We start from the raw sequence: 22,331 nt of genomic DNA, 5'->3' as shown, positions 1-22,331 counted from the left end.
GACGCCGACACGGGCTGTAATGCTTAATACACAGGCCTGGACGGAGCCTGCGCAACGAGCAGAAACGCGAAGGGCGCGGCAAGCCGCGCCCTCCCAGGCAGGGCCTTACTCGCTCTGTCGAGCCGGGGCGTCGAGCTCGAAGGCGGTGTGCAGGGCGCGCACCGCCAGTTCCAGGTACTTCTCCTCGATCACGACCGATACCTTGATCTCAGAGGTGGAGATCATCTGGATGTTGATGCTCTCTTTGGCCAGCGCTTCGAACATGCGGCTTGCAACGCCGGCGTGCGAACGCATGCCCACACCGACGATGGAAACCTTGGCGATCTTGGTATCACCGATCACTTCGCGGGCACCGATCTCGCGCGCGGTGTTCTGCAGCACGCTCTGGGCCTTCTCGTATTCGTTGTGCTGTACGGTGAAGGTGAAATCGGTGGTGTTATCGTGCGCCACGTTCTGCACGATCATGTCCACTTCGATGTTCGATGCACTGATCGGGCCGAGAATCTTGAACGCCACACCCGGATTGTCCGGTACGCCGCGGATGGTCAGCTTGGCTTCATCACGGTTGAAGGCGATACCGGAAATGATCGGCTGTTCCATGGATTCCTCTTCATCGATGGTAATGAGGGTACCCGGACCCTCCTTGAAGCTGTGCAGCACGCGCAGCGGGACGTTGTACTTGCCGGCGAATTCCACCGAGCGGATCTGCAGCACCTTGGAACCGAGGCTGGCCATTTCCAGCATCTCTTCGAAGGTGATCTTCTCCAGGCGTCGTGCCAGCGGCACGACGCGAGGGTCAGTGGTATAGACGCCATCGACATCGGTGTAGATCTGGCATTCCTGCGCCTTGAGCGCAGCGGCCAGGGCAACACCCGTAGTGTCGGAACCACCTCGGCCAAGGGTGGTGATATTGCCGTGCTCATCCACACCCTGAAAGCCCGCCACCACTACCACGCGCCCGGCCTTGAGGTCAGCGCGGATTTTCTGGTCATCAATTTGCAGGATGCGCGCCTTGTTGTGCGCACTGTCGGTGAGGATGCGCACCTGGTTGCCGGTGTACGACACGGCAGGTACACCGCGCTTGGTCAATGCCATGGCCAACAGCGCGATGGTGACCTGCTCGCCCGTGGACACGATCACATCCAGTTCGCGCGGAACCGGATGCTCGCTGATCTGCTTGGCCAGGTCGATCAGTCTATTGGTTTCGCCGCTCATGGCAGACAGCACGACCACCAGGTCGTCGCCTGCCTCACGGTGCTTCTTGACCTTGTCGGCTACCTGCTCGATCCGCTCGATGGAACCGACAGAGGTGCCGCCAAATTTCTGTACGATCAACGCCATTTCAATGGTGCCTCAGCCCATACAGGGCCCCAAAAAACAATCCAACCTGAAGGGCAGGAAAACTCACCCCAGCAGGGCCATGAACGCCAATCGCGCTCAAGCCACCCTGCCCTTCATCTCAAAGTCCCTGCTCTGCGAACGGCACGGCAAGCGCCAGGGCCTGATCCAGGGCCGCGACGTCGACGCCGCCACCCTGCGCCATGTCCGGACGCCCGCCGCCCTTGCCACCCACTGCCGCAGCGGCTTGCTTCATCAGATCGCCAGCCTTGAGTTGGCTGGAGAGGTCTTTGGTCACGCCGGCCACCAGCACGACCTTGCCCTCATGCTCGCTGCCCAGCAGGATCACTGCATGGCCGAGCTTGTTCTTAAGCTGATCGACCAGGGCGAGCAAGGCCTTGCCATCCTGCCCGTCTACACGGGCGGCAAGCACCTTGGCACCCTTGACCGCCACAGCCGCGTTGGAGAGATCATCCCCGGCGGCACTGGCGGCCTTGGCCTGCAGCTGCTCGAGCTGCTTCTCCAGCTGGCGGTTGCGCTCGAGCACAGCCGACAGCTTGTCGATCAGGTTGTCGCGGTTACCTTTGACCAGTTGCGCAGCTTCCTTGACCTGCTCCTCGGCAGCGTTCAAATATGCCAGCGCAGCGGCACCGGTTACGGCCTCGATACGACGCACGCCCGACGCCACACCGCCTTCACTGATGATCTTGAAGACGCTGATGTCGCCTGTGCGCTTGGCATGAATGCCCCCGCACAGCTCCACCGAAAAGTCGCCACCCATGGTCAGCACGCGCACCGTATCGCCGTATTTCTCGCCGAACAGGGCCATGGCACCCTTGGCTTTGGCCGTCTCGATGTCGGTCAACTCGGTTTGCACAGGCGTGTTGCGGCGCACTTCGCGGTTGACGATGTCTTCCAGCGCCTTCAGTTGCTCAGGCTTCACCGCTTCGAAGTGGCTGAAGTCGAAGCGCAGGCGTTGGCTGTCCACCAGCGAGCCTTTCTGCTGCACATGCTCGCCCAGCACCTGGCGCAAGGCTTCATGCAGCAGGTGGGTCGCCGAGTGATTCAGGGCGGTGGCGTGCTGCACGTCGGCATCGACCTTGGTCTGTACCGGAGAGCCTACGACCAGCGCACCGGTGGCGACCACACCGTGATGCAGGAAGGCGCCACCGGTCTTGGTGGTGTCCCGCACGTCAAAGCGCGCCGAACCTGCCTGGATGTAACCGGAGTCGCCCACCTGGCCACCGGACTCGGCGTAGAACGGGGTGCGATCGAGCACGATCACACCTTCCTGGCCTTCGCCCAGTTGGTCCACAGGCTGGCCATCGTGGTACAGCGCGATGATCTTGGCTGAGGCTTCGGTGGCCTCATAACCCAGGAACTCGGTCGCACTGTCGACCTTGACCAGGCTGTTGTAGTCCATGCCGAACGCGCTGGCAGAGCGTGCACGTTCGCGCTGGGCTTCCATTTCACGCTCGAAACCGGCCTCGTCGATGGTGAGCTCGCGCTCACGGGCGATGTCGGCAGTGAGGTCCATGGGGAAGCCGTAGGTGTCATAGAGCTTGAACACCACATCGCCCGGCACCACGCTGCCCTGCAACTGGGCCAGGTCCTGCTCGAGAATCCGCAGACCCTGCTCAAGTGTCTTGGCGAACTGTTCTTCTTCGGCCTTGAGCACACGTTCGATGTGCGCCTGCTGGCTACCCAGCTCAGGGAACGCTTCACCCATCTCGGCGACCAGCGCGGCGACGATCTGGTAGAAGAAGCTGCCCTTGGCGCCCAGCTTGTTGCCGTGACGGCAAGCACGACGGATGATGCGGCGCAGCACATAGCCACGGCCTTCGTTCGAAGGCAACACGCCGTCGGCAATCAGGAAGCCGCAGGAGCGGATGTGGTCGGCCACCACTTTCAGCGAGGCCTGCCCCTCGTTGGTGCAACCGATGGCCGTGGCCGCCGCTGACAGCAGGTTCTGGAACAGGTCGATCTCGTAGTTCGAATGCACGTGCTGCAGCACGGCGCTGATGCGCTCCAGGCCCATGCCGGTATCGACCGACGGCGCCGGCAGCGGGTGCAGCACGCCGTCGGCGGTACGGTTGAACTGCATGAACACGTTGTTCCAGATCTCGATGTAACGGTCGCCGTCTTCTTCGGGCGACCCGGGCGGGCCACCCCAGATGTCTGCGCCGTGGTCATAGAAGATCTCGGTGCACGGCCCGCATGGGCCTGTGTCGCCCATGGTCCAGAAGTTGTCCGACGCGTAGGGTGCGCCCTTGTTGTCGCCGATGCGGACCATGCGCTCGGCCGGCACGCCCACTTCCTTGGTCCAGATATCGTAGGCTTCGTCGTCGGTGGCATAGACCGTGACCCAGAGCTTGTCCTTGGGCAGGTTCAGCCACTTCTCCGACGTCAGAAAGGTCCAGGCGAAGGTGATGGCGTCGCGCTTGAAATAATCACCGAAGCTGAAGTTGCCCAGCATTTCGAAGAAGGTATGGTGACGTGCGGTGTAACCGACGTTTTCCAGGTCATTGTGCTTGCCACCGGCGCGCACGCACTTCTGGCTGCTGACAGCACGGGTATAGGCGCGCTTCTCCGCTCCGAGGAAACAGTCCTTGAACTGGTTCATGCCGGCATTGGTGAACAACAGGGTCGGGTCGTTGTTCGGAATCAGCGAACTGGACGCGACTCGGGTATGCCCCTGTTCTTCGAAGAAGCGAAGGAAGGCTTCACGGATTTCTGCGCTTTTCATAGGATCTTCCACGGAAACGGCGGCCCATCAGGGCAAAGCGTCGACGAAACGACGGCAAAGGGCCGCATTATATCGGGCCTGCAGGCTTGGTGCAGTGAGTTTGTGCTATTGAAATGGCCGAATCGGCTATTGGCAGCGTCAAACGCATCAATCATTCATCACGCCTGATGCTAAATCCCCGGCTTCCCAACTGGCAACTCCTGAAACCGTTGCCTGCAACCGGTATCCCCGACAGGCGGCCTGAGCCCCGGGAATCAGCGTCCTGGCAGAATTAGCCACGCACCCCTGCGCATCACCGGCTCATTGAATACAGCGTCGGCCAAGCCTAAATAACTACCGCACCCAGCAAGCCCGGCAGCCTTAGCGTGAATGCTCTTGAACAGGAGATCATGCCCATGACTGCAGTAACCCAAACCGTCAATATCGACGGCGGCGACAATAGTGAGCGCTTGAGCTTCGGGGAACTGGACGAAGCGTTAGCCTACGACACTACAGACGGCGAAGAACGTCTGGGGTCTCGCGTCTATTTTGATTACGAGCTGTACAAACTCTATTCGGCTGGCCAGCTCAACATCCAACGAAGGGTGATCGAGGCATTCGACGACAACGTGAAGGTGGGCACCGTCGATGAAATCCAGGTCTGGCTCGATACGGTGAACGTTAGCCTGAACCAGGAATGCGGCCTGGATCTGGAAATAGACGGCGTGCCGCTGAGACTGAACAGGTCCACACCCGATCAGCGTGTGCATCTGCTGTTCAGTGGCCAGGAGATTCCAGCGGGGCTGGCCGATAACGCCGACGGCACACTGCGCGTGGATGCCAATGCCAGCGCTGATGCGCGGTTCGAAACCACTGCCATCGACCACCTGTTCATCTACGGCACACCGCAGTTCCAGAACCGGGTGTATGAGCAGCTCGCACTGCTGTCGGGTTACCCAGAGTTGAAGAGGGCATTGGATGCTGCCCGCCAGGGCTATGCCGATGTGCCCGACATCGTGCTCATGCAATGCCATGCAGGCCCGGCGCAGCAGGGACCAGGCTTCGACCTGAGCCGCGTCATCCCAGCCAGATACGCCCATTTGCTACCCGGTGCTTACACCGCTGTACTGTACGACCCTTACCAAGTCAAGGGCCTGGACGGCCTGACTGCACTTGCCAGGCTGCTGCAGGACGCATACGAAGCCTTGACCCCAAGCGTACTGGTACCGGCTCTGGATATCGACATCTAGGGCTCAGGCCAGGTTTTCACCGTCATCAGGTACCACGATGATGCCCGCCCTGAGGCCATTGCGAACCTTGGGGTTGGGGAAGATGATCCGTGCGCCCTCCTCTTCGATCACCCAGCGCACGCCGGCAAGGTCATCGGCCAGCAGGTAGCCCTTGTTCAGCGGGGAGAAATTCTGGATGTCTGCTGGCAGGTGCAAGCGGAAACCATCGCTGTGCTTGATGACCTCACGCGCCACGCTGAACAACTGCAACCCCTCAAGCGACACGTCGTCATCGGGCTCGGTGGCTTGAAGGATGCGCACTAGCCGGGCTTCGAGCTTGTCGAGATTCACCGCGTCGTTCTGGCCAAAGGGGCGGGCCTTGCCCAGCTCAAGGGTAAAGGCCTCGGCGTCGAGCTGCTCGTAGGTAAACGCACTGAACGTGATTGAAGGCTTGCACTGCAGCAGTACCGCCTCCATGCCCGCTGCTGCCAGGCGGGCCAGTTCGCGCCGGGAATGCGCACGTCCTTGCTTGAAGGGGTACAGCGCGAACTGCTCGATCCTGGAGCCTCGAATGGCCGTGTGCAGGTCGTAGTGCAGGCGACTACGCCCAGGCTTGCTGAAGAAGACCCGTGCGAACTGTTCGAGCTCCGCAGCGCGCAACGCCTCCGGCCCGCTGGACTGCTCGTGGCGGCCATTGAACAGGCGGTTGATGTCCTGTTCGATGAACCGCTCACCCTTGATGATGGCCGCCGGGTTGCCGAACAGGAACAGCACGCGCGCCCTGGGCACGATATCCCCGCGCGCAACGCCATGCAGCAAACGTTCGAGCAACTCGATCGGGGCCGTCTCGTTGCCGTGGATACCTGCAGACAGCAACAGGTCCAGGCCGCAGTCGTCAGCGGCGCTGGGGCTCACTTCCAGGGCACCCTGCCCCAGCCAGCGAAGGCGCACGCCCCTGGACGTCACTTGGGTCTTCTCGGCCGGTTCATGGCCGGTGAGGGTCAGCTCAAGCAGTTTGCCAAGGGCGAGCATGGCGGGCTTCCTCAGTGATGATGGCCGCAGTCCGGGCCGTGAACGTGGTCGTCGTCTTCGCCCACGTCGGCCGGCTCCATTTCCAGTTGCAGGCTGACCAGGTTGGTCGCCAGGGGGCGCAGCAGCAGGTTGGCATACTCGGCATCGCCCTCCTCCACATCCACCCCGATCAACAGTTGGCCACGGCCGTCCTGCTGGATCCATACTTCCTTGCCTTGCCACATCACGGCAAAGCGCGTGCACGAAGTTTCCAGCTGAGTGCCGTCTTCATCTTCCAGGATCAGGCGCAGGGCGTCGGTCATTGCAATTCTCTCTTCAAGGTTGGCGTTGGAACGGGTATACCGAGCCCAACTTGAGTATCTGGGTCAATTCGTCCAGTGCCGTACGGCACTCCTGCAACAACAGAGGATCGGCCAGGTCAGCGTCGACCAGACGGTCGCGATAGTGCCGATCGACCCACTGCAGCAGTGTCTCGTACAACGGGGCGCTCATGATAACGCCTTGGTTCACCGCCGCCAGTTCCGTTTCGTTCAAGGCCACGCGAAGGCGCAGGCAAGCCGGCCCGCCGCCGTTTTGCATGCTCTGCTTGAGGTCGAACACCTGCACCTCCCGCACCGCCGTGCCCAGGCGGGTAAGCTGCTGCAGATACGCCCAGACCCGCTCATTGTTGCGGCACTCTTCCGGCACCACCAGCAGCATCGACCCATCGTCGCGGCTGAGCAACTGGCTATTGAACAGGTAGGAGCGCACGGCATCTTCTACCGATACGGTGGCACGCGGCACGCAAATGGCCTGCAACTCACCGCCCTTGGCGGCCAGCTTGATGCGAAGCTCGGTGAGCACGGCCTCGGTGTCGAGAAACGCATCCTCATGGTAGAACAGCACCTCCCCATTACCGACCGCGATCACATCGTTGTGAAACACACCTTGATCGATCACAGCGGGGTTCTGCTGAGCATAGACCACCGCGTCGGCGCTGAGCCCGTGCAGGCGGGCCACGGCCTGGGACGCGTCGAGGGTCTGGCGGGCTGGGTACTTCTGCGGAGCGGGGTAACGGTTGTCGAAGGCACTGCGGCCATAGACGAAAAATTCGACCCCAGCCTGCCCATAATCGTGGCAGAACCGCGTGTGGTTCGCGGCGCCCTCATCGCCGAATTGGGCGACGCCCGGCAAGGCGGGATGGTGGCTGAAATGCGCCTCGTCCCTGAACATCGCTGCCAGCACGCGGCTGGTGGTGGGGTGCTCGATACTGCGATGGTATTTGCAGTTGAGGTTGGCGGCAGTGAAGTGCACCCGACCATCGGCCGTGTCGGCGCTGGGGCTGACTGTCGCGGCGTTGGCCACCCACATGCTCGACGCTGAGCAACTGGCCACCAGCAACGGCATGGCCTCCCGTGCGGCGCGCTGGATCACCTGGGCATCGGTGCCGGCGAAGCCAAGCTGGCGCAGTGCGGCCACATCCGGGCGCTCCTGAGGCGCCAGCACCCCTTGCTGGAAGCCAAGGTCGGCCAGCGCCTTCATCTTCGCCAGCCCCTGGCGCGCCGCTTCGCGCGGGTTGGACCCCTGGTGGCTGTTACTTTGAGAGGCCACGTTGCCGTAGGACAGGCCACCGTAGTTGTGGGTGGGCCCCACCAGGCCGTCAAAATTCACTTCGTATGCTTTCATCGGCAAGGCTCCGACCATCGTTATAGTGTGACGCCCGGCGCCAGGGTTGCCGGCAAGATCAGGCCGGTGGCCTCCAGCGACGCGACGGGGTAGGCGCAGTAGTCGGCTGCGTAGTAGGCGCTTGCCCGGTGATTGCCACTGGCGCCCACCCCACCGAACGGCGCGCTGCTGGCAGCGCCGGTAAGCTGGCGGTTCCAGTTGACGATGCCTGCGCGGCTGTGGAGCCAGAAATGCTCGTAGCGGGCCTGGGAGTCGCTGAGCAACCCGGCAGCCAGGCCATAGCGGGTGTTGTTGGCTTCGGCAATGGCCGCCTCGAAATCGGGGTAGCGCAGCACCTGCAACAGCGGCCCGAAAAACTCCTCGTCCTTGCGCGGTGCCACGTCCGTGACATCGACGATACCCGGGGTCAGCAAGGCGGCGTCATGCTGCGGCTGCGTCATCTCCAGCAAGCTGACGCCGCCCCCGGCGATCAGCTCGGCCTGGGCGGCCAGCAGCGCGTGCGCCGCCTGCAGGGAAATCACCGAGCCCATGAATGGGGCTGGTTGCTGATCGAAAGCGCCCACGGCCAGGGTGCGGCTCACCTGAACCAGCCGCGCCAGCAACTGATCGCCCCATGGGCCCTGCGGCACCAGCAGTCGGCGCGCGCAGGTGCAGCGCTGGCCGGCCGAAATGAACGCCGACTGAACGATGGTGTAGACCGCAGCGTCGAGGTCCTGGACCTCGTCCACCACCAGCGCATTGTTCCCGCCCATCTCCAGGGCCAGAATCTTGTCGGGGCGGCCGGCGAACTGCTGGTGCAGCAGATGGCCGGTACCACTGGAGCCCGTGAAGAACAAGCCATCGATGCCAGGGTCGGCGGCCAAGGCCACACCCGTGTCACGCCCCCCTTGCACCAGGTTCAACACCCCGGTAGGCAGGCCGGCGGCAATCCAGCAATTGACGGTCAGCTCGGCCACCTTGGGCGTCAGCTCACTGGGCTTGAACACTACGCAGTTGCCAGCCAGCAGCGCCGGGACGATATGCCCGTTCGGCAAATGACCGGGGAAGTTGTAAGGCCCGAATACCGCCACCACGCCATGTGGCTTGTGCCGCAGCACTGCAGTGGCGTCAGCCAGTGGGCCGCTCTTCTCGCCGGTGCGTTCACGGTAGCTCTGCACCGAGATCGCCACCTTGTTGATCATGCTGGTGACTTCGGTAGCCGATTCCCACAAGGGCTTGCCGGTTTCCTCACCAATGCAATAGGCCAGCGCGTCGGCATGCTGTTTTAGCTGCGCGGCAAACTGTTCCAGCACCTCGATGCGCCCCTGCAGGCTCATGTGCGCCCAGGCGGGGAACGCCTGGCGCGCGGCCTGTACGGCAGTCCGCACCTGGCCTGCATCAGCCCCTTGACCTTGCCAGACGGTCGCCTGGCTCACCGGGTTGAGCGATGCCAGGTGCTCGCCGCGCCCTGCTACCCAGTTACCGCCGATGTAATGCGTGGTCATTTACTGGCCCTCCCGGGCGGCCGACAGGGGCACGGCCCGCACGTTGTCGCCTGCACCCATGCGCAGGCGCTTGGCCGTCAGCGGGTCGACCACCAAGGTGCCCGCCGCCAGCCGAGCCGGGGCGGCCGTGATGCGGCAGTCGTCGCGCTTACGGTTGTGGATGATGAAGGGCGTGGCATCCTCACCAGGCGTACCGATGGCCAGTACCAGTGTCTGGCTGTCGCGTACCGCGCGGATGCGGGCCGTGTCGCATTCGATGGCAGGCCCTGCGTCGAAAATGTCCACGTACCCCTGATAGGTGAAGCCTTCCTGCTTGAGCATGGCCAATGCTGGCTCGGTGTCGGCATGCACCCGGCCGATCACGCTGCGCGCCGCTTCGGACAGGAAGCAGGTGTAAAGCGGGAACCTGGGCATCAGCTCGGCGATGAAAGACTTGTTGCCCACACCCGTCAGGTAGTCGGCCTGGCTGAACTCCATCTTGAAGAAGTGGCGCCCCAGGCTTTCCCAGAACGGCGAGCGCCCCTGGGCATCGGACATGCCACGCATCTCCGCCATGATCTTCTGACCGAACAGCTCGGGAAACTCGGCGATGAACAGCATGCGCGCCCGGGACAACAGCCGACCATTGAGCCCTGAGCGGTAGTCATGGCGCAGGAACAGCGAGCACAGCTCGGAATTGCCGGTCAGGTCGTTGGCCAGGAACAGCGTGGGTATCTCGCGGTAGATCTTCAATTCCTGGGACGCACTGACGGTGAGCCCGACGCGGTAGTTGTACCAAGGCTCGCGCAAACCTACGGCGCCAGCGATTGCACTGATGCCCACGACCAGCCCTTCGTCGTTTTCCAGCACGAAGAGGTAGTCGGTATCACCGCGCTCGGCTTCACCGCGAAAGCTCTTTTCCGCCCACCCTACGCGATGCTCCAGGCGTTCCTCGTTGGCAGGCAGCGTGGTCAGCCCCGTGGTGCCGGTGCTGCGTGCCAATTCGATCAACGCAGGCAGGTCGCTGCTGCGTACAGGACGAACGATCATGCTATCTCCTTGTGCGGCGGCATCAACCGGCGCGAAACTCTGCTAATCCTGCAAGATGGCGGTCGGCGCTCAGGCCGCGACCAGCCGCACACTGGCACCCTCGCCCACGCCCAGGGCGTCGGCCACCTCCTGGCTCAGGCTGACGGGCTTGCCAGGTACCCAGTCCAATTCCACCAGCACGGCACGGTAATCTTGCAGCTGGCCATTGCAGACCAGGTACGGCCGCGTGCCGCGGGCCGCCACCGGCTCGACTTTCACGGGCGCCACGCGGCTTTGTGCAATCGAACGAATACCGGAGGTACGGGCATGCAGGGTCGGGCCGCCATCGAAGATGTCGATGTAGTGCTCGGTTTCGAAGCCTTCGCGCATGAGGATGTCGAAGGTGATCTGCGCCCGCGGGTGCACCTGGCCCATGGCTTCCTGCGCAGCGTCAGGCAGCAACGGCACGTAGATAGGGTAATGGGGCATCAGTTCAGCCAGGAACGTGCGGCTTTTGAGGCCGCACAGGCGCTCGGCATCGGCGTAGCTCAAGTCGAAGAAGTTGCGCCCGATGGCGTCCCAGAAAGGCGACTCGCCCTGCTCGTCGCTGAAGCCTACGATTTCCGTCACAACCGACTCGGCGAACCGCTCGGGGTGCGATGCCATGAACAACAGGCGACCCCGGGAATTGAGTTCGGCCCACCCACTGCCCACAAGCTCGGGCAGCACGTAGAAGCTGGTCAGCAAACTGTTGCCGGTCAAATCGTGACACAGCGACAGGACGTGAATCTTGTTGTGGATCTTCAGTTCCCGCGAGGCGTGAACGAAGGTTTCGTTACGAAAACTGTAGAAAGGCTCGGAATAGCCTGCCGAGGCAACGATGGCCGAGCAGCCAGCCAGCTTGCCGGTCTCACTGTCTTCGAGTACGAAGAAGTAGCGTTCCTCGCCGTTGAAGCTCACCTCGGCGGCGAAGGAAGTTTCGGAGGCGGCGATCTTGTCGCCCAGCCGAGCGCTGTCGTCCGGCAACGAGGTGACACCAATGGGGCTGTCCGCAGCCATTCGCTGCACTTCGTTCAGATCAGCCATTTGCGCCGGGCGCATCACCAGCATGGTGTCACTCCTTGGAAAACGCGCTGCCAATGGCGGCGCGTGAAAAAGGCAGGCGCCAGGCGCCTGCGTTGGAATCCGGGCTCACCGGCCGGTGTCGCAACCGGCGCGGCGCCAACCCTGCGAGCCGGCTCAGCCTTGGGTCAAGGTGACCACGGCACGTTCGAAGCGCTGCAGGCCTTCCTCGATGTCGGCATCTTCGACAACCAGGCTAGGGGCAAAACGCACCACGTCAGGCCCTGCCTGCAACACCATGACGCCTTCTTTCTCGGCGGCATTGAGCACGTCCTTGGCCTTGCCCTGCCAGGCCTCGGAAAGCACACAACCGATCAGCAGGCCCACGCCGCGGACATGACTGAACAGCCCATTGTCACGACCGATCTGCTCCAGACGGGCCTTGAATCGTTCGTGCTTGGCCTTGATGCCCGCCAGGGTCTGCGGGGTGTTGATCACATCCAGCACGGCGCAGGCCACCGCGCAGCCCAGCGGGTTGCCCCCGTAAGTCGTACCGTGGGTGCCGACAGCCAAGTGCTTGGCCAGGTCATTGGTGGTGAGCATGGCGCCAATCGGGAAGCCGCCGCCCAGGCTCTTGGCGCTGGTCAGGATGTCGGGCGTCACGCCGTAGTGCTGGTAGGCGTACAGCGACCCGGTACGACCGACACCGGTCTGTACTTCATCGAATATCAGCAAGGCATTGTGCTGGTCGCACAAGGCGCGCGCGCCTTCCAGATAGGCCTTGTCAGCCGGGACCACACCGCTTTCACCCTGGATCGGCTCGATCACGACAGCGCAGGTCTTGTCGGAAATCTGCGCTTTCAACGCTTCCAGGTCGTTGTAGGGCACGTGGCTGATCCCGGTGATTTTGGGCCCGAAACCATCGGAATATTTTGGCTGACCACCCACGCTCACGGTAAACAACGTGCGGCCGTGGAAGCTGTTGAGCGTTGCGATGATCTCGTGCTTTTCAGGGCCGAAGCGATCATGGGCTACCCGGCGGGCCAACTTGAACGCCGCCTCGTTGGATTCGGCGCCGGAATTGCAGAAGAACGCGCGATCGGCAAACGTGGCCTCTACCAGTTTGTGAGCCAGGCGCAGGGCCGGCTCGTTGGTGAAGACGTTGGATACATGCCACAGGGTATTGGCCTGATCGGTCAGTGCCTTGACCAAAGCCGGATGGCAATGACCCAGTGCATTGACGGCGATGCCACCGGCAAAGTCGATCAATTCGCGGCCAGTCTGGTCCCAGACACGGGAGCCCTCGCCTCGCACAGGAATGAAGGCCGCCGGGGAATAGTTGGGGACCATGACCTGATCGAAATCGGCACGTAGCACCGGGGCTTGCTCAACGGACATCTGAGTCTCCTGAAGAGGATCGCTGACCTGAAAGTGGCGAGCGATGGGGGGATTGTAAGGAACGAAGACCGCGTGGCCTTGCGGCCAAGCGACAACTTGTTACAGCGCAAAACCGGCATTCGGGCGGGCTTTCGGCAATGCGACAAACACTGTCGCAATCGCGCAGTGTACGGCAGAGAAGAAGCTGGGTGAACGGGTGTTCACCTAGTTGTGCAGCCCGGCCGCGCTGACACGTCGACTAGCCTTTTTCAGCCGGCGCGGAGCTCAGTTCGAACGGGCTGCTGTTGCGTCGCTGATTGCGGTCTTCACGGGGCGTGGCGCCAAAGAAGTTGCGGTAGGCGCTGGAGAAATGCGGGCCGGAGGAGAAGCCGCACGACAGGCCTATCTGGATGATGGACTTGCTGGTCTGCATCAGCATCTGCCGTGCCTTGTTCAGGCGCAGCTCCAGGTAATACTGGCTCGGCACCCGGCTCAGGTACTGTTTGAAGATGCGCTCGAGCTGTCGCCGTGACACGCAGACATGCTGGGCAATTTCATCGGTGGTCAGCGGCTCCTCGATGTTGGCTTCCATCAACAGCACTGCCTGAGTGAGCTTGGGGTGGCTCGAGCCCAGCCGGTTCTGCAGCGGAATGCGCTGGCGCTCACCGCCCTCGCGAATACGCTCGACCACCAGTTCCTCGGACACCGCGCCTGCCAGCTCAGCGCCATGGTCCCGGGCCAGCACTGCCAGCAACAGGTCGGTTACCGCCATGCCGCCGCAGGCCGTCAGGCGATCGCGGTCCCAATCGAACAGGTGGCTGGTGGCGATGACCTTGGGGAACCGCTCGGCAAAATCGTCCTGCCAGCGCCAATGCACGGCCGCGCGATAGCCATCGAGCAGGCCGAGCATGGCCAGTGGATAGACCCCGGCAGACAACCCGCCAATCATGCAGCCGCTTCGGGCCAATTGCTTGAGCGCTGTCGACAGGCCAGCCCCGATGTTGCCCGGCGCTTCATCGGCCATCAGAAACAGCTTGTGGCACCCTTCCAGGCGCCCGTTCCAGGGCTCGCCCGGCATGCGCCAGCTGCCTTCGACCGGGGCTTCGGCCTGCAGGAACAGTGTTTCGTACACCACATCGGGATGGACCCGCTGCGCCACCTGCAGGACTTCTTCGGCCAGCGCCAGGGTCAGTGGCCGGGTGCTGGGCCAGATGAGAAAACCGATTCGCTGGGTGGTCATAGGGTAAGGTCCGAAACCTGAGATCGTTCGATTCGATGCGCCGGGTCAGGCTGCGCGTGACACGCAGCATGCCCTATCGTGGTGCAGAAAAGCAGCTTTTACTTCAGGCTGCCGGACAGGAACTGCTTCAGGCGTTCCGAACGCGGGTTGGCCAGCACCTCGCGTGGGCAGCCGGTCTCCTCGACCAGGCCCTTGTGCAGGAACACCAACTGGTTCGACACCTCGCGGGCAAAGCCCATTTCGTGGGTTACCACCACCATGGTCCGGCCTTCCTGGGCCAATGCCTGCATCACCTTGAGCACATCGCCGACCAGCTCAGGGTCCAGGGCCGAGGTCGGTTCGTCGAACAGCATGACCTCAGGTTCAACGGCCAGCGCCCGTGCAATGGCCACCCGCTGCTGTTCGCCACCGGACATGTGGCCTGGGAAGGCATCCTTGCGGTGGGCGACCCCGACCTTCTCAAGGTAGTGCTCGGCCTTCTCAAGCGCCTCCTTGCGGCTGACCCCCAGCACATGCACCGGCGCTTCGATGATGTTCTCCAGCGCCGTCATGTGCGACCACAGGTTGAAATGCTGGAACACCATCGCCAGGCGCGAGCGCATGCGTTGCAGTTGGCGCGCATCGGCTGCCTTGAGTGCGCCATCCTTGCCGGGGGTCAGTTTCAGCTCTTCGTTGTTGAGCAGTATCTTGCCCGCATGGGGCTGCTCCAGCAGATTGATGCAGCGCAGGAAGGTGGACTTGCCCGAGCCACTGGAGCCGATGATGCTGATGACATCGCCTGCCTTGGCCGCCAGAGAAACACCCTTGAGGACCTCGTGGCTGCCGTAGCGCTTGTGCAGGTCTTGGACTTGGAGTTTGTACATGCTGTCGATTCTCACAGAGCGGTCAGTGCTTGCGCGGCGCCAGGTAGCCGAGCCAGCGGCGTTCGGCCATCTTGAACAGGCGCACCAGGATGAAGGTCAGGCACAGGTAGAACACGCCCGCCGTGATGTAGGCCTCGAAAGGCAGGTAGTACTGAGCATTGACCGTGCGTGCGGCACCTGTGATGTCGATCAGGGTCACGATCGATGCCAGGCTGGTGGTTTGCAGCATCATGATCACTTCATTGCTGTATTGCGGCAGCGCACGGCGCAGCGCAGACGGCAGCAGGATGCGTCGGTACATCTTCATGCGCGACATGCCCATGGCCTTGGCCGCCTCGATCTCGCCGTGGGGCGTGGCCTTGAGGCTGCCGGCAACGATCTCGGCGGTGTAGGCACTGGTGTTGATGGCGAAGGCCAGGCACGCGCAGAAGGTCGCGCTGGACAGCAAGGGCCAGAACACGCTGGCCCGCACGGCTTCGAACTGGGCCAGGCCGTAGTAGATCAGGAACAGCTGCACCAGCATGGGCGTGCCACGAATGACGTAGGTGTACAGCCAGGCCGGCAGGTTGACCCACGGGCGCTTTGACACGCGCATCAAGCCCAGCGGAATGGCCGCCAGCAAGCCGAAGAACAACGAGACCGCCAGCAGCTTGAGGGTGGTGAGCAGGCCGTCGAAATACATCGGCAACGCTTCCCAGACCACGTTGTAGTCGAAGATCATAGTTCGGTCACCTTGACACCCACCGAGTAGCGGCGCTCCAGATACTTCAGCGCCAGCAGCGAGACACTGGTCAGCACCAGGTACAAGGCGGCCACTGCCAGGAAGAAGGTGAAGGGTTCACGGGTGGCATCGGCCGCCTGCTTGGCCTTGAACATCATGTCCTGCAGGCCGACCACCGAAATCAACGCCGTGGCCTTGGTCAGCACCAGCCAGTTGTTGGTAAAGCCTGGAATCGCCAGGCGAATCATTTGCGGCACCTGGATGCGGAAGAACACCTGCCGGGCATTCATGCCGTAGGCGACACCCGCCTCGGCCTGGCCTTTTGGAATGCCCAGGAATGCACCCCGGAACGTTTCCGAGAGGTAGGCGCCGAAAATGAAGCCCAGCGTCCCGATACCTGCCAGCAGCGGGTTCAGGTCGATGTAGTCGTCGTAGCCCACGAGCGGCGCCACGCGATTGATGATGTCCTGCCCGCCATAGAAGATCAGCAGGATCAGTACCAGATCCGGTATGCCGCGAATGACCGTGGAATACAGGTCGCCCAGCCAGGCCAGCCAGCGCACCGGCGACAAGCGCAGTGCCACGCCGATCAGGCCGAGCACGATGGCCAGGGCCATCGACGAAAGGGCGAGCTGTAGCGTCAGCCACGCCCCATCGAGGATGACTGCCCCGTAGCCTTTCAACATGTTGAGGTCCTCGACCTAGAGAATGAAAAATGGTGCAAACCTCAGCGCTCCTGCTGTTTGCACCATTGCACAGCGGTTGACGGCTGACTCAGTTCGCGTCTGGGCCGTAGATGTCGAAGTTGAAGTATTTCTTCTCGATCTCTTTGTACTTGCCGTTGGCACGGATGGCATCGATGGCCGCATTGATACGATCGACGTTGGCCTTGTCACCCTTGCGCACGGCAATGCCGACGCCGTCACCGAAGTACTTCACGTCGGTGAAGGCCGGACCGACAAACGCGAAGCCCTTGCCGGCATCGGTCTTGAGGAAGCCATCTTCCAACAGGGTGGCATCGGCCACGGTGCCGTCCAGGCGGCCAGCCGCCACGTCGAGGTAGATTTCGTTCTGGGTGCCGTAAGGCACCACGGTGGCCCCTTTGGGCGCGAGCACTTCCTTGGCGAAGCGATCGTGGATCGAGCCACGCTGCACGCCAATCTTCTTGCCCTTGAGCTCATCGAGGCTGTCGGTAACCGCGGTACCCTCCTTCATGACCAGACGCGCCGGGGTGAGGTAGTAACGCTTGGTGAAGTCCACCGACTTCTTGCGGTCCTCGGTGATGGACATCGAAGACAGGATGGCGTCGATCTTGCGCACCTTGAGCGCAGGAATCAGGCCGTCGAACTCCTGCTCGACCCAGGTGCACTTGGCTTTCATCTCTTCGCACAGGGCATTGCCGATGTCGTAGTCGAAGCCGGCGATGCTGCCATCGGGCTGCTTGAAAGCGAAGGGAGGGTAAGCCGCTTCGATACCGATTTTCAGCGGTTTTTCATCGGCCTGCGATACCAGGGAAAACACGGACAGCGCCAGGGCGCCAAGCAGTGCGAGCTTCTTCATCAGGTAACTCCATCGGTACGGGGCAATACAAGGCAGGTAACAGCTGCCCGATATGCGAATGGTTACAACGCGAGCCGCGCAGGGTTCGACCAAGGTCGCAGACCACGAGCGAGTGAATGGCATTTTAACGACAGCCCGGTAGTCGAAATTTCTTCAAAGCGACAACTACTTACAGAAGCGCTTGAAACCGCTACGGGCGATGTTGACAGCCAATGCAGAATATGCAAAAGCGCAAGAAATTGAACCCATGAATCTAGCAAATCCTGGGCCTATTATTGGCAAACCCTTGTGGGACGGCAAGTGTAGCGTGATAGACCGACACACATGACAGCCCAAATGCCCTCAAACAGCGCGAAGTGTTTCCGGGCGCCCCGCTATAGCGCATTGCCGGTGACAGAAAAGTAACCGATCACTGTCGGGTAGCAGATTCAGCCGTCTCTTAAAGCAAAAACCCCGCCGGTTCACCCGGCGGGGCCGATGTTGGACGCTGGCGTACTGCCGGCGCGACCCAAATTACCTTGCCATCAAGCTTGGATCTCGGGCCGCGCGCGGTGCCGTCAAGCCGTGGCCAAGCTCATGGCCTTGTGCGTGTCGATCAGGTGCTGCACGACACCTGGGTCTGCCAAGGTCGAGATATCCCCCAGTGCGTCATACTCGGCGGTGGCGATCTTGCGCAGGATGCGGCGCATGATCTTGCCCGAACGGGTCTTTGGCAACCCTGGCGCCCACTGGATCACATCCGGCGAAGCGATCGGGCCGATTTCCTTGCGCACCCAGTTCTTCAGTTCAAGGCGCAGTTGCTCGCTTGGCTCGACGCCGGCATTGAGGGTGACGTAGACGTAGATACCCTGGCCCTTGATGTCGTGCGGCACGCCCACCACCGCGGCCTCGGCCACCTTCGCATGCGCCACCATGGCACTTTCGATCTCGGCGGTGCCCATGCGGTGGCCCGAGACGTTCAGCACGTCATCCACGCGACCGGTGATCCAGTAGTAGCCGTCCTCATCGCGGCGCGCGCCGTCACCGGTGAAGTACATGCCCCGGAAGGTCTTGAAGTAGGTATCGACGAACCGGTCGTGGTCACCGTACAGCGAGCGCGACTGGCCTGGCCATGAATCGAGGATCACCAGGTTGCCCTCGGTCGCGCCTTCGATCAGGTTGCCCAGGTTGTCCACCAGGGCCGGGACCACGCCAAAGAACGGGCGCGTGGCCGAGCCTGGCTTGAGCGCCGTCGCCCCTGGCAACGGGCTGATGAGGATGCCGCCGGTTTCGGTCTGCCACCAGGTGTCGACGACCGGGCAACGCTCCTTGCCCACGGTCTTGTAGTACCAGTTCCAGGCTTCGGGGTTGATCGGCTCGCCCACAGAGCCCAGCAGGCGCAGGCTGGAACCGTCGGCACCGTCCACCGCCGCCTGCCCTTCGGCCATCATGGCGCGGATGGCGGTGGGTGCGGTGTAGAGGATGTTGACTTTGTGCTTGTCGACGATCTTGGACACGCGGGTGATGTCCGGGTAGTTCGGCACACCTTCGAACAACACGGTGGTGGCACCGTTGGCGAGCGGGCCGTAGACGATGTAGCTGTGGCCCGTGACCCAACCGACGTCGGCGGTGCACCAGTACACCTCGCCCGGGCGGTAGTCGAACACGCGCTCATGGGTCAGCGCCGCGTATACCAGGTAGCCACCGGTGGTGTGCAGCACGCCCTTGGGCTTGCCGGTCGAGCCGGAGGTATAGAGGATGAACAGGGCTTCCTCAGCCCCCATTTCCTTCGGCGCGCAGTGGCTGGAGGCCACTTTCATCAGGTCTTCGTACCAGATGTCGCGGTGCTGGTGCCAGGCGATGTCGCCGCCGGTGCGCTTGCAGACGATGATCTTCTGCACGCTGCTGGTTTCAGGGTTGGTCAGCGCCAGGTCGACGTTGGCCTTGAGCGGTGTACGGCGACCGCCGCGCACGCCTTCGTCCGCCGTGATCACCACCTTGGACTTGCAATCGATGATGCGCCCTGCCAGGGCCTCGGGCGAGAACCCACCGAATACGACTGAATGGATTGCACCGATACGGGCGCAGGCCAGCATGGCGACCACAGCCTCTGGGATCATCGGCATGTAGATGGTGACCACATCGCCGCGGTGCACGTCCTGCCCACGCAAGGCGTTGGCGAACTTGCACACCTGCTCATGCAGTTCGCGGTAGGTGATGTTGCGGTGTTCGGAGGGGTCGTCGCCTTCCCAAATGATGGCCAGTTGATCGCCACGCTCTTCCAGATGGCGGTCCAGGCAGTTGGAGGAAACGTTCAGAGTGCCGTCGGCAAACCATTTAATGTCCACATGGTGGTCATCGAATGAGGTCTGCTTGACCTTGGTGAAGGGCTTGATCCAGTCAATGCGCTGGGCCTGCTCACGCCAGAAGCCGTCCGGGTTGATCACCGACTGCTGGTACATGGCCTTGTAGGTGGCCTCGTCTGTCAGGGTAGTGGCCGCGATCTCGGGACGAACGGGATACAGTGGAGCCGCACTCATCGTGTTTACCTCGGTGTAATAGTTGTTTTTGTATGGGACCGATGTAACTGTACCAGAGCGATAACCGCCATTCGACGTTGGTAGTAATTTGCCAGTCGATCAGGTCGCAACCGCTCAGGCGCGGGCATTTTGCTGCCTGCCAGGTTAAAGGCCTCGCAGATTGTTACCAATTTCACCAACAGACTTTATCAAAAGCCCCACTGTTTCAGCCTGGGCCACAGTTCTAGAATTGATCTCGCCAGCAACGGCAAGAAGATTGACAACCTGTAACCGCCCCCACGAAGGCAACTGTCAATTTTCTGCAAACGTAATCAATACCTTAACGGTTGTCGTAGTGCCTGACGCACTGCGCGCACCCTGACGACTTTAAACAGGCAGATTAAACATGAAAGCTTTAATGGTAGTACTGCTGGGCAGTCTGTGCGGGACGGCCATGGCCGACGAAGCCCAGGCCGCCGAACAGGCACCGGTTGAACAGTACAGTTACTCGCAACACCTGGACATCGACCACGTCATTTCCATGAGTGAAATCCCCAATGTCTGCGGCGTAGTGCCTGCTCGCATGACCTACGCCGACTCGCAAGGCCATACCCACGTGCTGGAATACCGCGTGATGGGCAATGGCTGCTCAAACGGCTGACAGCGCGGCGACCAAGGGGGCCGAATGACCCCCTTCGCGGCCGTCTGCACACAAGTAACACTCAAAAGTTAGAAGCAACAGGCCCCTACACTTAGCACCGCCCACTCAGTGCCCTGCCGATTTGCCCAGTGAATAATCTTTCAACTTATTGGCAATGGTCGTGTGCGATACACCCAGGCGCTTGCCCAATGCTCGGCTGCTTGGAAACTCCTTGAGCAAACTTTCCAATACGGCTTTTTCAAAACGCCCGACAATATCGGACAATGCACCGTCCAGTGAAAAATCACCCAAAGGCTGTCGCACGCCATAATCGGGCAATCGCACATGTTCAGTCTTGACCACACCGTTTTCACATAACGACACAGCCTGGAACACCACGTTTTCCAACTGTCGAACGTTACCCGGCCACTCATAGCTGGCCAACTTTTGCATCGCCCCCGGCGCCAGGCGAGGCATGGCGCATCCGATCTGCCGACTGGCCTGATCGAGAAAATACTGCACCAGCCCATCAAGCCCATCCATGCACTCGCGCAAGGGCGGAATGTGCAATGACAGCACATTGAGCCGGTGGTACAGGTCCTGCCGGAACTCGCCCCGAGCACAGAGCTCGGACAGGTCCACCTGCGTGGCGCAGATCACCCGCACATCCAGATAGACCTCCTCGTCGCTGCCCACACGCCGAAAACATCCGTCTTGCAAGAACCGCAGCAACTTCACCTGAAGCCGCGGGCTCATTTCAGCCACGCCATCGAGAAACAGCGTGCCGCCGGCCGTCAGCTCCAGCAGCCCCAGCTTGCCTTCGGCGCGGGCGCCCTCGAAGGCGCCCGGCCCGTAGCCGAACAGCTCTGTCTCGGCCATCGACTCAGGCAAGCCGGCGCAGTTGAGCGCCATCAGCGGTGATTGTCCACGCGGGCTGGCCAGGTGGCACGCCCTGGCCAGAAGCTCCTTGCCGGTGCCGGTCTCCCCCTCGATCAACAGCGGTGCATCCAGCGGCGCCATTCGCCTGGCTTCACGGACAACGGCAGCCATCAGACGTGAACTCTGGAAAATGCTGTCGAACCCCCGCAACTCCTGCTTGCGCACATTGTAGATACGCTCACCGATGCGATCGGCACGGTGCAAGGTGAGCACGGCCCCAGCCAACGCTTCGCTGTCGTCATGCTCCGATTGCAGCGGCGCGATGTCGGCCAGGAACACATGGCCCCTGACCTGTACCCGCAGGCCGTTGATACGCGACTTGTTGCTACGCACCAGTTCCGGCAGGTCGAAGTCGTCCACGTAGCGAGCCAGAGGCAGGCCGGGCACTTCGTCGACTCGCACCCCCAGCAATTGGGCCGCCGATCGGTTCGCCGCCACAATGCTGCCACCCATGTCGATCGAGAGCACGGGAAACTCCAGCGCCCCTAACAGGGCATTGAGCTCCATGTGCCGGCGCTCGCTAGGCATCAGCCCCACGCGTTTGACGCCGAACACGCCCGTAATGGCCTCGAACTTGGGGCGCAGGGCCTGGAACTGAAGGTTGATGAGGTTCGGGCAGTGCAGGTAGATGGCGTTGCCATGGTCCCCACCCACTTCGCCCCGCAATACGTTGATGCCGTATTCGACCAGCAGGTTGAGGATGTCGCGCAGAATACCGATACGGTTCTGGCAGTGCACTTTGATACGCATAGAGGGTACGCCTGGCAAAAACTTCCCGTCTGAGCGGAAAACTTGTAAAGAAATGCTGACGAAATGACCGTTAACGATCATCGCAGACGCTTGATGTTGGGACAAAATAGCGGATTTGTAAAATTATCCTTACAAGGTAGCGTGTTTGTCTGCGCTCTAGCCCTTGCATGAGTAGGTGTGCACCGAGCAATAAAGGGTTA

Annotated in this window: 18 protein-coding genes; 2 read left to right on the top strand and 16 right to left on the bottom strand. The window is 61.8% G+C overall.

Features of this window, described 5'->3' with window-relative positions; translation table 11 throughout:
* Positions 1–105 precede the first annotated feature (105 nt).
* Positions 106–1,341, bottom strand: a complete 1,236-nt coding sequence (locus tag B2Y33_RS03495; RefSeq protein ID WP_023533761.1) for an aspartate kinase — start codon at positions 1,339–1,341, stop codon at positions 106–108.
* Between the two features lie 118 nt (positions 1,342–1,459).
* On the bottom strand, positions 1,460–4,084 hold the full coding sequence (alaS, locus tag B2Y33_RS03490) for an alanine--tRNA ligase (protein ID WP_125922305.1): 2,625 nt from the start codon (positions 4,082–4,084) through the stop codon (positions 1,460–1,462).
* 395 nt (positions 4,085–4,479) lie between these two features.
* Here alaS and B2Y33_RS03485 point away from each other — a divergent pair, with 395 nt between their 5' ends.
* A complete protein-coding gene (locus B2Y33_RS03485; protein WP_125922306.1) occupies positions 4,480–5,313 on the top strand; it encodes a hypothetical protein in 834 nt (277 codons plus the stop codon).
* Positions 5,314–5,316: 3 nt separating this feature from the next.
* Here B2Y33_RS03485 and astE read toward each other — a convergent pair whose 3' ends face one another.
* The 13 genes from astE to acs all read right to left on the bottom strand — a co-directional run bounded on the left by astE (position 5,317) and on the right by acs (position 19,823).
* Entirely contained in the window at positions 5,317–6,324 is a 1,008-nt protein-coding gene (gene astE / locus B2Y33_RS03480) for a succinylglutamate desuccinylase (RefSeq protein ID WP_027915919.1), read from the bottom strand.
* Between the two features lie 11 nt (positions 6,325–6,335).
* Positions 6,336–6,626 carry a type IIA topoisomerase (DNA gyrase/topo II, topoisomerase IV), A subunit gene (locus B2Y33_RS03475; protein ID WP_023533754.1) on the bottom strand — a complete coding sequence of 97 codons (291 nt, stop codon included), beginning with the start codon at positions 6,624–6,626 and terminating at the stop codon, positions 6,336–6,338.
* Positions 6,627–6,639: 13 nt separating this feature from the next.
* The gene (gene astB, locus B2Y33_RS03470; protein WP_206405613.1) at positions 6,640–7,989 is read right to left on the bottom strand and encodes an N-succinylarginine dihydrolase; all 1,350 of its coding nucleotides are present in this window, start codon (positions 7,987–7,989) and stop codon (positions 6,640–6,642) included.
* Between the two features lie 20 nt (positions 7,990–8,009).
* A complete protein-coding gene (gene astD, locus B2Y33_RS03465; protein ID WP_206405614.1) occupies positions 8,010–9,473 on the bottom strand; it encodes a succinylglutamate-semialdehyde dehydrogenase in 1,464 nt (487 codons plus the stop codon).
* Positions 9,474–10,502 carry an arginine N-succinyltransferase gene (gene astA, locus B2Y33_RS03460; protein ID WP_023533743.1) on the bottom strand — a complete coding sequence of 343 codons (1,029 nt, stop codon included), beginning with the start codon at positions 10,500–10,502 and terminating at the stop codon, positions 9,474–9,476. It abuts the gene before it with no gap.
* Positions 10,503–10,571: 69 nt separating this feature from the next.
* Positions 10,572–11,591 carry an arginine/ornithine succinyltransferase subunit alpha gene (gene aruF, locus B2Y33_RS03455; RefSeq protein WP_027915916.1) on the bottom strand — a complete coding sequence of 340 codons (1,020 nt, stop codon included), beginning with the start codon at positions 11,589–11,591 and terminating at the stop codon, positions 10,572–10,574.
* Between the two features lie 129 nt (positions 11,592–11,720).
* Positions 11,721–12,941 (bottom strand): aspartate aminotransferase family protein, encoded by a 1,221-nt coding sequence (locus B2Y33_RS03450; protein WP_027915915.1) that lies wholly within the window; start codon positions 12,939–12,941, stop codon positions 11,721–11,723.
* A gap of 238 nt (positions 12,942–13,179) precedes the next feature.
* The gene (gene argR, locus B2Y33_RS03445) at positions 13,180–14,160 is read right to left on the bottom strand and encodes a transcriptional regulator ArgR (protein ID WP_023533814.1); all 981 of its coding nucleotides are present in this window, start codon (positions 14,158–14,160) and stop codon (positions 13,180–13,182) included.
* A 98-nt stretch (positions 14,161–14,258) separates the two neighbouring features.
* Entirely contained in the window at positions 14,259–15,023 is a 765-nt protein-coding gene (locus tag B2Y33_RS03440; protein WP_027915914.1) for an ABC transporter ATP-binding protein, read from the bottom strand.
* A gap of 22 nt (positions 15,024–15,045) precedes the next feature.
* Positions 15,046–15,744, bottom strand: coding sequence for an ABC transporter permease (locus B2Y33_RS03435; RefSeq protein WP_023533799.1), 699 nt, complete (start codon positions 15,742–15,744; stop codon positions 15,046–15,048).
* Positions 15,741–16,430: an ABC transporter permease gene (locus tag B2Y33_RS03430; RefSeq protein ID WP_023533806.1), complete on the bottom strand. Its 690-nt coding sequence runs from the start codon at positions 16,428–16,430 to the stop codon at positions 15,741–15,743. The genes B2Y33_RS03435 and B2Y33_RS03430 overlap by 4 nt, the downstream gene beginning before the upstream one ends.
* An 88-nt stretch (positions 16,431–16,518) precedes the next feature.
* Positions 16,519–17,304: an ABC transporter substrate-binding protein gene (locus B2Y33_RS03425; RefSeq protein WP_027915913.1), complete on the bottom strand. Its 786-nt coding sequence runs from the start codon at positions 17,302–17,304 to the stop codon at positions 16,519–16,521.
* A 557-nt stretch (positions 17,305–17,861) separates the two neighbouring features.
* Positions 17,862–19,823 carry an acetate--CoA ligase gene (gene acs, locus B2Y33_RS03420; RefSeq protein ID WP_023533744.1) on the bottom strand — a complete coding sequence of 654 codons (1,962 nt, stop codon included), beginning with the start codon at positions 19,821–19,823 and terminating at the stop codon, positions 17,862–17,864.
* Between the two features lie 385 nt (positions 19,824–20,208).
* On the opposite strand from acs, the gene B2Y33_RS03415 reads away from it, so the two are divergent.
* Entirely contained in the window at positions 20,209–20,463 is a 255-nt protein-coding gene (locus B2Y33_RS03415) for a DUF2790 domain-containing protein (RefSeq protein WP_027915912.1), read from the top strand.
* Between the two features lie 105 nt (positions 20,464–20,568).
* Here the strand turns inward: B2Y33_RS03415 and B2Y33_RS03410 are convergent, their stop codons facing one another.
* Positions 20,569–22,131 (bottom strand): sigma-54-dependent phenylalanine hydroxylase transcriptional regulator PhhR, encoded by a 1,563-nt coding sequence (locus B2Y33_RS03410; protein ID WP_027915911.1) that lies wholly within the window; start codon positions 22,129–22,131, stop codon positions 20,569–20,571.
* Between the last annotated feature and the right edge of the window lie 200 nt (positions 22,132–22,331).

This window comes from Pseudomonas sp. UBA5666 (genome assembly GCF_002420785.1).
Taxonomy (GTDB): domain Bacteria; phylum Pseudomonadota; class Gammaproteobacteria; order Pseudomonadales; family Pseudomonadaceae; genus Aquipseudomonas; species Aquipseudomonas fulva.
This window is presented reverse-complemented; position numbering and strand designations above follow the sequence as displayed.